The 12,833-nt window shown below is 38.4% G+C and carries 10 protein-coding genes and 1 other RNA gene; all 11 read left to right on the top strand.

Going from position 1 to position 12,833, the window contains the following annotated elements; all coding sequences use genetic code 11:
- The first annotated feature begins 39 nt into the window (after positions 1-39).
- Complete coding sequence (locus NMG88_RS19770; RefSeq protein WP_042157826.1) at positions 40-2,286, top strand: GumC family protein; 2,247 nt, start codon at positions 40-42, stop codon at positions 2,284-2,286.
- 64 nt (positions 2,287-2,350) lie between these two features.
- Positions 2,351-2,447, top strand: an RNA gene (ffs, locus tag NMG88_RS19775) — signal recognition particle sRNA small type.
- A 103-nt stretch (positions 2,448-2,550) separates the two neighbouring features.
- Complete coding sequence (locus NMG88_RS19780; protein WP_027248876.1) at positions 2,551-2,907, top strand: phasin family protein; 357 nt, start codon at positions 2,551-2,553, stop codon at positions 2,905-2,907.
- A 124-nt stretch (positions 2,908-3,031) separates the two neighbouring features.
- Positions 3,032-3,460: a hypothetical protein gene (locus NMG88_RS19785; protein WP_042156092.1), complete on the top strand. Its 429-nt coding sequence runs from the start codon at positions 3,032-3,034 to the stop codon at positions 3,458-3,460.
- Positions 3,461-3,652: 192 nt separating this feature from the next.
- The gene (locus tag NMG88_RS19790) at positions 3,653-5,020 is read left to right on the top strand and encodes a DNA phosphorothioation system restriction enzyme (RefSeq protein WP_042156091.1); all 1,368 of its coding nucleotides are present in this window, start codon (positions 3,653-3,655) and stop codon (positions 5,018-5,020) included.
- Between the two features lie 155 nt (positions 5,021-5,175).
- Entirely contained in the window at positions 5,176-5,415 is a 240-nt protein-coding gene (locus NMG88_RS19795) for a hypothetical protein (protein WP_042156089.1), read from the top strand.
- A complete protein-coding gene (locus tag NMG88_RS19800; protein ID WP_227364848.1) occupies positions 5,412-7,478 on the top strand; it encodes an AAA family ATPase in 2,067 nt (688 codons plus the stop codon). Before NMG88_RS19795 ends, NMG88_RS19800 begins: the two co-directional genes overlap by 4 nt.
- A 33-nt stretch (positions 7,479-7,511) precedes the next feature.
- The gene (locus NMG88_RS19805) at positions 7,512-8,189 is read left to right on the top strand and encodes a Uma2 family endonuclease (RefSeq protein ID WP_042156087.1); all 678 of its coding nucleotides are present in this window, start codon (positions 7,512-7,514) and stop codon (positions 8,187-8,189) included.
- A gap of 272 nt (positions 8,190-8,461) precedes the next feature.
- On the top strand, positions 8,462-11,497 hold the full coding sequence (locus tag NMG88_RS19810) for a plasmid replication protein, CyRepA1 family (RefSeq protein WP_254035728.1): 3,036 nt from the start codon (positions 8,462-8,464) through the stop codon (positions 11,495-11,497).
- Between the two features lie 356 nt (positions 11,498-11,853).
- Complete coding sequence (locus NMG88_RS19815) at positions 11,854-12,192, top strand: helix-turn-helix domain-containing protein (protein WP_026785861.1); 339 nt, start codon at positions 11,854-11,856, stop codon at positions 12,190-12,192.
- Positions 12,193-12,828, top strand: coding sequence for an ImmA/IrrE family metallo-endopeptidase (locus NMG88_RS19820; RefSeq protein ID WP_042156083.1), 636 nt, complete (start codon positions 12,193-12,195; stop codon positions 12,826-12,828). It begins immediately after the preceding gene.
- Positions 12,829-12,833 lie beyond the last annotated feature (5 nt).

A 12,833-nucleotide genomic window follows, 5' to 3' on the forward strand; every position in this document is an offset into this window, starting at 1 on the left:
TTTATTTATTCTTACCCATTACCCATTACCCATATTATTATGACTTTACCGATTGTTAAACGATATTTAATTGCTTTTGATCAATATAAATTGGCGGGTTTTGCCACCTTTACTGTCGCGTTAGGGGCATCGGGAGCCGCTGCAATGTTGATGGAACCTCCGGCTACTCCTCCCTATAAAGCAACGGGTATTCTGATGGGTCAAAGTAGTCCGGTGATCTTTTCTAAAACCGGGGAAGTTATTCAACAACAAGGACAACAACTAGCACCGGAAATGTTGCTTCCTGAAAGTGTAGTAGATCCGCTGCTCAAAGAATTTAATATTCCACCGAATGATTTAAAAAAAAATTTAGGAATTAAACTAGAACCAGCCAAAGCTCCGGGAAGGGATAGTGAGGGTTCTCCGATGAAACTTACTGTTTCTTATCAAGATCCTAATCGAGAACGATCGGTAACTTTTGTGAATAAATTGATGGAGAAAATGCGACAACAAAGTCGTGTTATTAATACTCAACAATTGAATAGTATTATTAATCTAATTCAAGAAAGATTAAAACCAGCCGAAGCAGAATTGAGACAGGCAGAAAAAGAGTTAGAAAATTATGATAAACGGGAAGGAGCAACTATTTTAAGTTTAGAAGGTGGCTCCTTACCCACAGCAATTTTAGCCAATGAACAGCAGCAAAAACAGATTGACTTACAGCTAAGTGCCCTAAACGCTCAAGTGGCAAGTTTGGAATCTCAGTTAGGTTTAAATGCTGACCAAGCCTTTGTAGCTCAAGCCTTAGCCTCTGATCCAATTATTGCTCAACTGCGGGTTCAATTGTATGAAATTGAATCACAATTAGCGGTTTTACGCAAGGATTATAAAGATCAACATCCTTTAGTTGCAGAATTAGTCAAACGTCAACAAGCCGCCGAAAAACAGTTACAATCTCGAGCTTCAGAAGTATTGGGAGGAGGTGGAATTGCGGCTCCTTTAGTCAGTGTGGATAAAATTCGGGTTGATTCTTCTCTTGATCCAACTCGTCAACAATTAGCTCAAAGTTTAATTGAGTTAAAAACTCAAAAAGAAAGTTTAGAACAACAATTAAAATCATCTGAAAAAACTGGAGAAGACCTGAAACAAAACTATGCCACAATTCCGAATAAACAAACAGAAAAACAACGGCTAGAACAGCAAGTTGCTTATAAAAAAGCCTTGTATGATCAAATGCAGGTAAAGTTAGTGGATGCGAAAGCGGCTGAAGCTGAAATAACCAGTAGTTTAGCGATCACCAAAAACGCACAAGCTCCTGATATCGAAGTTCCTAAAGCGTTGAGTATGGCTTTAATTTTGGCAATGGGAGGACTCGGAGGAGTTTTAGGCGGGGCGGTGATTATTTTTGTCTTGGGAATGTTGAGTGGGAAATTCTACACTTGGGAAGAAATTCAAGGAGCTTTCAAAGAGCGCGAAGTTCCGTTTTTGGGAGTTGTGCCTAATGTGTTTTTATTCCCAGAAGATTATGTTTTACCGTTGTTACTCAAACGTTATTCCCCCTATTTGGAATTTTATGAAAAAATTCGCAGTAATTTACAACGGGTTGGCAATAAATCTCCTAAAGTTATTTTAATTACCAGTGTGGGAACCGGGGAAGGAAAAACTTTAAGTGCCTATAATTTAGCGATCGCCTCGGCTAGAAGTGGCAAACGGACTCTATTAATTGAAGCTGATTTGCGATCGCCCTCGGAAGTAGAATCCCTGGGATTAGTCCTCGATTCCCACAGTGCGGTGGAACCCCTACAATATTATGGGGATTTATATGGCTGTATTCGTTTAGTTCCCGATGTCGCTAATTTATATGTGATTCCCAGTCCGGGGGGAGTGCGTCACCCAGCAACGGTTTTAGAATCGAGTGAATTGCGCCGCTTATTAGAGGAAGTCCGCTATCGGTTTGATTTTGTGGTGGTGGATAGTCCGACTTTAGAAGGCAATAATGATGTTTTAACCTTGGAACCCTACACCGATGGGATGGTGATCGTGACTCGCCCAATTTACACCGCCTCGGGGCTATTAGGAGAGGTTACGGACAGATTAATGGATACCGAGTCAGCCGATCCCAAAAAATATCGGCCGCGACTTTTAGGGGCAATTGTGAATGGGGCGGATATTTTTGTTGACTACTTTGAGGAAGACTCCCTCGAACATGACCAACCCGTTCGAGCCCAACCTCGTCCTCGACCCGCATTAAAACCCAAAGCCCCGAATAAGAAGCAGAAACGATTACCTGCTAGGGCGCGGAAGTAGAGGATCAGGTAATTGATTTAAGGTTTTAGGTTGCAAAATCAAAAATTGTGTTATAGTAGTGAATGACCTGGACTTATGCGATTGGAACGCCCAAATCTTGTCAGAACCGGAAGGTAGCAGCAATACGGGATGCTTCTGATAGGCGTAAACTCCGGGTCACTTTTTTGAGACGATATCGGGATTGAACACGAATTAAAGACTAAGTTGATTAACCGTTAGCCAGCAAGTGTTTAATTAATAATATTTTAAGAAACTGGAGTCATTATGCCGGGTTTCGGAGATCTTGTCCAAAAAGCGGTTTATTTAGGGGTAGGTTTAGCCTCCTATGCGGGTGAAAAAGCTAGTAAAACCCTGGCAGAATTACGCACAGATGCCCAAAAACTAGCCGATGAGCTAGTCAAGCGGGGGGAAATGACCACAGAAGAAGCACGTCGTTTTGTGGAAGATACGATTCAGCAAGTGCAAAAACCAGGGAATGAACCGACGCCCTCAGCAAAAAAAACAGAACCTCGTCGGATTGAGATTTCGGATGATGATGATTCTGGGGATGATGGAGTGGGTCAGTTAAAAGACAAGGTGCGGGATTTACAGGAGGAATTGCGTCGTCTCCAGAAAGATTAGGAGGTTGACCCGACAAAAAAATTCAAGGTGAAGGGTTAATTAAATTGCGCTATACTAGAATTCTGGTATAGCTGTTTTTTGCTATATTTTATAGAAATTATTCAGAAAACTGGTTATCAGTGTCATGGAAGATTGGTCAAAAAGTATTGTAGAAGCGATAGAAACAACCGTTTCTGACATGGAGAAGTTTTTTACAGACGTGACTGAAGAATTGAACGAAATATTAAACGAACTCACCAAGATATCGGAAGAAATTACCGATGAGGTACAAAATAAAATTCTTCCCGAACTTGATGAATATATCAATGATATCTTTGAACCGATTATTGATATTTATTTGGATTTGGATTTAGGTCTGAATTTAGATATTGATACCGAGGACGAACATTTTGATCCCTTTGTCACATACATTCAACCGACAGAAACCGAACATCCGGCCTGTCGAGGATGCCAACATTATCACGGACAAGTTTATGGGGGAAATTTATTGGTTTGTGGAATGCACCCGATGGGTGCTGAAGCAGAAACTTGTCCAGACTGGGAAGGGGAATAGGGATCACGGATTTAAAAGGATTTCACAGATTAAAATCTGTGTTAATCTGCGTAATCTTCTTAAATCCGTGATAGGTAATGGGGATTGATTTTTTTGGTGTTCTAATAATTTAGTTTCTGACTTGAGATCATGAGTTAATAAATTCACTATTAACTGATAACTCTTACACTGATAACTGATAACTGATGACTGATGACTGATAAATGTATTCCTCAAATTCCCTTATCTTTGCATCTGCGAGAGTATCAACAGCAAGCTGTGAATAACTGGTTTGCTAATCGAGGGCGGGGAACGTTAAAAATGGCAACTGGAAGCGGTAAAACTATTACTGCTTTAGCGATCGCTACTCAGTTATATGATCAAATAGGATTACAAGCAATTATCATTATTTGCCCCTATTGCCATTTAGTAATTCAATGGGAAAAGGAGGCTAAAAAATTTGGATTACAACCGATTTTAGCCTTTGAAAGTGTACACCATTGGCAAAAACAATTATCGGCGGAACTCTATCAATTAAGAGCCGGAAATCAGTTTTTTTTAACGGTTATTACGACTAATTCTACCTTAATTTCTGAAGGTTTGCAATCGCAAATTCGTTATTTTCCTGAAAAAACTCTGATCATTGGGGATGAAGCCCATAATTTAGGAAGTCCCAAATTAGAAGAAAGTTTACCTAGAAATATTGGCTTGAGATTAGCCCTTTCTGCTACTCCTGAACGACATTTTGATCAAAGTGGCAGCGATGCTATTTTAGATTATTTTGGGCCTGTTTTACAACCGGAATTAACTCTAGCTGAAGCGATTCGTCAAGGGGCGTTAGTGCGGTATTTATATTATCCGATTTTAGTAGAATTAACTGAAGCTGAAAGCAGAGCTTATCATAGGTTAACGACTCGAATTGGTTGGGTATTGACAAGGGATAAAGACTGGGAAAATAACGAAAATATTACCGCTTTGTTAATTCAAAGATCTCGGTTAATTGCCTCCGCCAGTAACAAGTTAGATGCCCTACGCCAGTTAATGAAAACCCGGTTACATACAACCCATACTTTATTTTATTGTGGGGATGGAAGTGTAGAAACCCTAGAGGATTATTCTCCTCGACAATTGGAAGCAACGGTTGAATTATTAGGAGCAGAATTAGGTTATCGGGTGAATACTTATACCGCCGAAACCCCTTTAATAGAGCGAGAAAAATTACGCCGACAATTTGAACAGGGAGAATTACAAGGGTTAGTTGCTATTCGGTGTTTAGATGAAGGAGTTGATATTCCAGCGATTAAAAATGCGGTAATATTAGCAAGTAGTTGTAATCCTCGACAATTTATTCAGCGACGGGGGAGAATATTAAGACCCCATCCAGGGAAAGAACGGGCGACGTTATTTGATATGATTGTATTACCACCAGATTTAGATAGAAATACCTTAGAAGTTGAACGGAATTTGTTAAGAAAAGAGTTAAAACGGTTTTTGGAATTTGCCAATTTAGCTGATAATGCTGGGGAAGCGAGATTAAAATTACTTCAGTTACAAAAACGATATGGGTTATTAGATTTATAATCTTATTTTGGATTGCAAATTCCGTTGTTGTGCTTTAGCACCCCTCCCCGGAGCGCTGAAGCGCAACAACGGGCAACAATAACAATGGCAAGAAGTTGACAAAATATTGTAATATTGAGGGTAGTGCCGACTGCCATAATAAGGGTATAATTAAAATGTTTAAATATTCTGAAAGTATTATTACCACTATTGCTAATGTTTTCTCTGAGAAAAAATCCACCTATGGGGATAATATTAATCCTAAAGAAGCTCAAGACCCGATTATCAATGCTTCCCCGGAAGTGCGAGAAATTATTGAACGGGTATTACAAGCCGAACGAGATAAACTATATATGAAAAATCCCCGTAATATTAATGATGATATTCTCAAAATTATTAAGGATGTGGTGAAATGAAATTAATTTCGATTCAACTCTGCAATTTCCGACAATTTTATGGGAAAACTCCAGAAATTCATTTAGCTTCTGGAGAAAGAAATACAACGGTTATTCATGGTAATAATGGAGCCGGAAAAACCACCTTAATGAATGCTTTTACTTGGGTTTTATATGAAAAGTTTAGTGCCGCATTTTCTATTTCTGAACATCTCGTCAATAAACGAGCTTTAAATGAAGCTGAACCCGGACAAGGAGTAGGATGTTGGATAGAATTAATCTTTGAACATGATCATAAACGATATTTAGTTAAACGAATTTGTCGAGCATATAAAAATGGGAATGATATCGAACAAACCCCTAGTCAATTATATATGCAAGTGGCTGGAGATGACGGACGCTGGGGAATGCCTCCTCATCCACCGGAGGAAATTATTAATCGAATTTTACCATTAAGTTTACATCAATATTTCTTTTTTGATGGAGAGAGAATTGAGCAAATTGTTAGAGATGAACGCAAACTAGAAATTTCTGACGCGACTAAAGAATTATTAGGAGTAGAGGTTTTAAATCGAGCTATTAAACATTTAGGGGAAGCCAAAAAATCCTTAGAAACGGATTTAGCAATTATTGGAAATCCTGAAACTAAAAAATATTTACAAGACAAGAAAAAAGCGGAACAGGAAATTGAGAGATTATCCCAAAGACAGACGGAAATTAACCAAGAATTGGAGAGTCTAAAACAGATAAAATGTACTTTGAGTGAGCGATTATTGGAGTTGGGGGGCGCGGCGGAATTACAAAGGTTGCGGGATGAATTAGATCGCAAAAGACAATCATTACGCGAACAACTCCATCAAGCTCATATTGCCATTAATCGGGCTATTTCTACAAAAGCCTATACGGTTTTAATCCCAGAATTAACGGCAGAATTTAGAAGTTTATTTTCAGGTTTACGAGAACGGGGAGAGTTAAATACCGGAATTACAAAACAGTTTGTGCAAAATTTATTAGAGCAAAAACAATGTATTTGTGGGGCTGAATTAATTCCTGGAAAAACTGAATGTGAACAGGTTCAACACTTATTAAATCGGTCTGGAACTGCGGATATTGATGAAACAGCGATTCGTTTGAGTACCCAAGTCGATGAATTAGATAAACAAGGGATTCAATTTTGGGAAGAAATTAATCGTCAACAACACAATATTCAAACGAATAGAGAAGAATTACAAAGAATTGAAAATGAACTCGATAGTATTACCAATAAACTCAGAAAATTTCCCAATGAGGATATTCAAGAATTGCAAAAACGTTTAGATGAAATTGAACTTAAAATCAGTGAACTGAATCGAGAAACGGGTTCAAATCAACAACAAATTGAAACATTTACACAGACTATTGAGAGTTTATCTCGACAAATAGATAAACAGCAAATGAATGAAACGAAACAACTGTTAGTTCAAAGAAGAATTGCGGTGACTCAGGATACAATTCTGCGTTTAAATGAAGTCAAAGACCGTTTAGACCAACAGTTTCGCTGTCAGTTAGAAAAGCGGGTTCAAAAGTTATTTAGTCAAATTTCCTTTACCCCATATTTACCTAAATTAACTGAAAAATATGAATTAAAATTAGTAGAAACTACCGCCGGAGAGGAAGCAGAAGTCGCCGCTTCCACGGGGGAAAATCAAATTTTAAGTTTATCGTTTATTGGGGGAATTATTGATGGAGTCAGAGAATGGAGTCAAAAAAATACCTTAATGGGGCTAGATAGTAGCACCTTTCCGATTGTTATGGACTCTCCCTTTGGTAGTTTAGATGAAATTTATCGCCGACAAATTGCCAATATTATTCCTCAATTAGCGAATCAATTAATTGTTTTAGTAACTAAAACCCAATGGCGGGGAGAAGTGGCGCAAGAGATGGAAAAACGCATCGGACGAGAGTATGTTTTATCCTATAATTCTCCTAAAACCGATTGTGAAGAAGACTGGATAGAATTAGCCGGAAATCGTTATCCTTTAGTCCATCAAAGTCCGAATGAATTTGAATATACGGAAATTTTAGAGGTAGAATATGATTTTTAAAGGCATAAAAAACAAGCAACAGGAGTTATGAATATGGTACAATTTCATCTTAATTTAAAGTTGCCAACCAGTTCAGAGTTACCTTGTTCTGCTGATATTCCTGTGGATAACGAAATTCAAAATTTTATTCCTAATTTTCTATTATTTTTACTGGAATTTATTTGGCAATCTCGCCAAGATTGGTTTTTTGCCGTTGATATGGGGATTTATCACACGACGGGCATTAATCCCTTAGTTCCTATTGTTCCTGACGGGTTTTTAAGTTTAGGAGTAGAACGTCAGAAAGGAGGAAATTCACGGTCAAGTTATGTAGTTTGGGAAGAAAACAATATTGTTCCCATTTTCACCTTAGAAGTTGTTTCTAAAACACCTGGAGGAGAGTATGAGGAAAAAATGGTAATTTATGCCCGTTTAGGGGTACGTTATTATATTATTTATAATCCCGATTATTGGCAACGAGACAGACATCAACCCTTAGAGATTTATTATCTAGTTAACGGACAATATCACCTCCAAATCGGTGAACCCTTTTGGATGGCGGAAATTGGCTTAGGAATTGGAAGAACTACTGTTAATATTGGCGGAATAAAACGAGAAATTTTATCTTGGTATGACCGCCAAAATGTTCGATATTTAACTCCAGAAGAATTGTTACAACAAACTCAACAAACCTTAGCAGAGTATCGACAACGTTTTGGTGAATTATCTTAAGAGATATAACAGTCACACAAACAGCATGATTGAAAAAGACTGATACTCAAACATAAACTTGTGTCTCTCTTTTACTCCCTATTCCTTATTCTCCTGGGGATTGTTTTGCCAGATATACTTATTATATAAGATAATTTTATTGTTTTCTATAGGATAAATTGTGCTGATTTTTTACGAGATATCCCTTTGACGTCAAAACGTTTACAAAATTTTATACTCAAGCTTTCATCCTAGGGTTACGCTTAAAAATCCGCAGTTGCAATGAGAGAGAAATGGACTATTTGACAGAATGGACAGAAAGTGGCGTAGATGAAGAACTCACTCAACTGAATGTGATTCCTTTAGAGGGGTATCGTCCGTTAGATTATCTTCTCTATTCTGATACTATTCCTAGATTAAATACAGGTCGGATATCTCAGCCTATGCTCAACCGTTATCAGCATCTTTATGATGGGGGTTGGTGGTGTTCTGGGATGGATATTTTGACTGGAAATCCTGATTTATGGGGATGTTTTAAGCCCATCAAACCCCGTTTAACTTCAGACCAAAGCAAATTAATTAAATATGAACATCCCCCTAACACACCTATGGGAATTTTTGCACTAAGAATTTCTCGAACCATTTGGGAGCAAATTGCTCAAAAATATGGGGTTAAAATCAATTCTTCTGACCTCCGACCCCATCAACCAGACTTAGGTTTTTGGCACTGGGTGATTACTCATCCTGAACTGCCTTTATGTATTACTGAAGGGGCGAAAAAAGCCGGAGCATTACTAACAGCAGGATATATTGCGATTGCACTTCCAGGGATTCATAGCGGGTATCGAGTTCCTCGAGATCAATATGGAAATAGAATTGCTAAACCTGTTTTGATTCAGCAGTTACAGCAGTTCGCAACTCAAAATCGTAAAATTTATATGGTATTTGATGAAGATACTAAACCTAAAACAATTAAAGCCGTTAATTCAGCTATTCAGCAAACGGGATATTTATTCATAAAAGCAGAATGTTCTGTATATATAGTTACCTGGAATCCAAAGTTAGGTAAAGGGGTTGATGATTTAATTATAGCACAAAGTCAAACTATATTTGATCAGGCTTATCAAAATGCAATACCTTTAGAAACTTGGAAGGCTTTTTCATTTAATCGGTTAACTTATCCGGCAGATATTGACCTAAATAGTCGTTACTTATCCTCAATAAAAATACCTGAATCTGCTAAATTAATCGCGATTAAATCCCCTAAAGGAACCGGAAAAACTAAAATTTTAGAAAACATAGTTGAAGAAGCAATTAAAAATGGTAAGTGGGTATTAGTTATCGGTCATCGAGTTCGACTGATTGAAGCCCTTTGTCAACGGTTCGGATTACAATACATGAAATCGGCCGTTGATACCCCTAATTCGGCGTTAGGATATGGATTATGTATTGATTCTCTGCATCCTAATTCTGGGGTTAAATTTGAAGCAAAAGACTGGTCAAATGGGTTAGTTATTTTAGACGAAGTTGAACAAGTATTGTGGCATGGATTAAACTCAGAAACCTGTCAAAATCATAGGGTTTCTATTCTTAAATCATTTAAAACCCTGATGCAAAATGTTTTAGGGGGAAAGGGTCAAGTGGTAATTTCCGATGCGGATTTAAGCGATATTTCTATTGATTATTTGACTAGCCTATCGGGTATACATCTGCAACCTTTTATTATTCAAAATGAATGGCAACCCTCAAATAATGAAGCCTGGAAAATTCATAATTATTTAGGAAATACCCCCGACCAACTCGTGAAAGACCTAGAACAACATATTGCCGAAGGGGGGAAACCTTTTGTATGTTTGTCAGCCCAAAAATTAGCCAGTAAATGGGGGACTCGCACCCTAGAAACCTATTTAAAAACCCAATTTCCCGATCGCTCTATTCTAAGAATAGATTCCGAATCCTTAGCCGATCCCAATCATCAGGCTTATGGTGCAATTTCTAACTTGAATCATCTGCTAAAACAGTATGATATTGTATTAGCGTCGCCCTCAATTGAAACGGGAGTTAGTATTGAGATTAATAACCATTTTACCTCGGTTTGGGGAATATTTCAAGGGATTCAAGCGGAAAATTCTGTTCGTCAAGCCCTGGGACGAATTCGAGAGAATATTCCGCGATTTATTTGGATGGCAAACCGAGGATTTAATCAGGTAGGAAATGGGGCAACCTCCATGAGTTCTTTACTTAGTAGTGGACAAAAATTAACCCGCCTAAATATTCGTCTATTACAACAATCTGATTTTGAAGAATTAGATGATTTAGAAATAGGATTTCAAGCGGAATCCTTAATGGGTTGGGCAAAAATGGCAGTCCGATTTAATGCGGGAATGGCGCGTTATCGAGAGACGATTTTAACCGCGTTAATGGCAGAGGGTCATCAAATTATTGAGATACCACAAGCCAAAAAAATACCCAAAAATTCGATTAAATCCACTCAAAAATTTAAACCCGAATGTTCAGAACGTCCTAGTCTCAACGAACTAATTCTAGCAGTCAAAGATCAGAATTATCAAGCAGAATCCGTGGCGGTAATTAACGCCCCAGATCTGAGCGATAGTCAATATTACTATCTCCAACAACAATTAGTTAAAATCCCCGAAGAACGTCGGGCTATCCGTAAACATGAGTTAAAATTACGCTATGGTATTGCTGTTACTTCCGATGTGATTAATAAAGATGATCAAGGATGGTATGAACAACTCAGAATCCATTATTTCTTAACCGTTGGTCGTTCCTATTTAATCGGTCGAGATGCCCTGATTGCTAGACGGTTAATGGAACAGGGACAGGGAAATATTTTTGCTCCTGATTTTAACCGTTCCCAGTTAGGAGCTATCATTGGAATTATGGAATTATTGGGGATTCCTGCTTTACTCAAAAATCCAAAACGAGATTTAAAAAATACCGATGCTGACTTACAAACTATTGCCGAAATAGCCCTAAAAGATCGCAATGCCATCAAGACTATTATTGGTATTGGGCTGGCTAAAAATTCAAGTCCGATTACTATTTTACGGCGGTTTTTAGATAAAATTGGTTATCGTTTAACCTGTGTACGATCCCAAAGTGAAGGTAAAAAACGAATCCGAGTTTATCACCTGGTTGACCCCCAAGATAACCGAGAAGAAATTCTACAACATTGGTTAAAATTAGAGGGTCAATATCCGGGTCAATTAGACAGGATTTTACCTGAAAATACTCCTACTCCTGACCCTTTCCGATTTACTCCTAACTATATCCAACTCTCTTTATTTATGCCAGGTAATAGTTAACAACGGAGGAAAAGACTTCACCGCAAGCGATTTGCTGCATCAGTAGTCTTTCCCTCCCTGTTCCCTTTTACTAAAACCTCAATCCTCAATTGATCGAGTGATTAAAACACCCGATTGAGGTTGAATCATTAGACATTTACGACAAAAGCGGTTTGTGGCTTTTGGGTATTGAACTTTTATTCAACTCCCCCTATCTTAGCTAATGTTGATTTAATCGTCAAGTCCCAGAGGGAAAAAATTTTTTGATCCCAATTTCCCCATCTCTACCCCCTTCCGACCCGTAGGCAGTAGACTGGTGGTAGAGGGTTGAAATTTTATTCAAATCAGCGTACTATCGGAATCGGGAGGAATGTACTATGGAACAAACCTTTGGAAAGCTAATTCGTCAGGCGCGGAAAGAGAAGTTCTACTCACAGCGTCAGTTAGCGGCATTGCTGGAAGTGGATTTCACCTATTTATCTAAGCTAGAGAATGATCGCGCCGATTACTCTCCTAAAGAAGATGTAATTAGGGGTTTAGCGAGAAATCTGGGTTTGGATGAGGAGGAATTGATCTTTTTGGCGGGGCGAATACCTCAGCATTATGAGAAATTTCTCAAAGAAAATAATAAGAGTATGACGGCTCTATTCCGCCGGATGCAAGAAAATCCGAACTTTGCCCAGCAAATTTTTGAGGCTGCGCGGGAGGTAGAATAAGTGAGTATCCTGAAACCCTATCGCTTTTATCGTCGAGAGTCGATTGAGCGTCGGGCAAATGAGATTTTGCGACGGATGCAAGCCACACCTAATTTTGCCCCTGAGTGGCCGTTTGAGGCTTCTTTGGTGGCAGACTTTCTGGATTTAGGGGTGGTTTGGGATTGCATTGTGCCCGATGAACAGGGGGCGATCGCGGCTCGAATTTTGCCCACGGAAAGACTAATTGAAATTAACGAAGAAATTCAAGAAAAACCCAAGGGCTTTATTGAGTCTACCATTGCTCATGAAATCGGTCATTGGGTATTACATATTGATCATGATCAATTAGAGTCTGGAGCGTCAGAAACTTCTGAAAATCTATTAGATGAACCCTTTGTTTGTCGAGCTACAATTGAAGATGCTCGTTTAGCATCTATTGAATGGCAAGCTCAATATTTTGCCAGTTGTTTGTTAATGCCACGCCCAATTTTAGAAGCCAAACGAGTCGGTCGAGATTTAACCAATTGGCAACACCTTTATACCATCAAAGATGAGTTGGGGGTGAGTATTTCTAATTTAACTAATCGTTTACAGGAATTAGGTTGGATTTCTATTCCTAAAGGTGAACGCACGATTTACCCAGGAAAAGCTGCCTAAAATCT

Origin of the sequence: Planktothrix agardhii, assembly GCF_904830935.1 — a bacterium.
Classification (GTDB): Bacteria; Cyanobacteriota; Cyanobacteriia; order Cyanobacteriales; family Microcoleaceae; genus Planktothrix; species Planktothrix agardhii.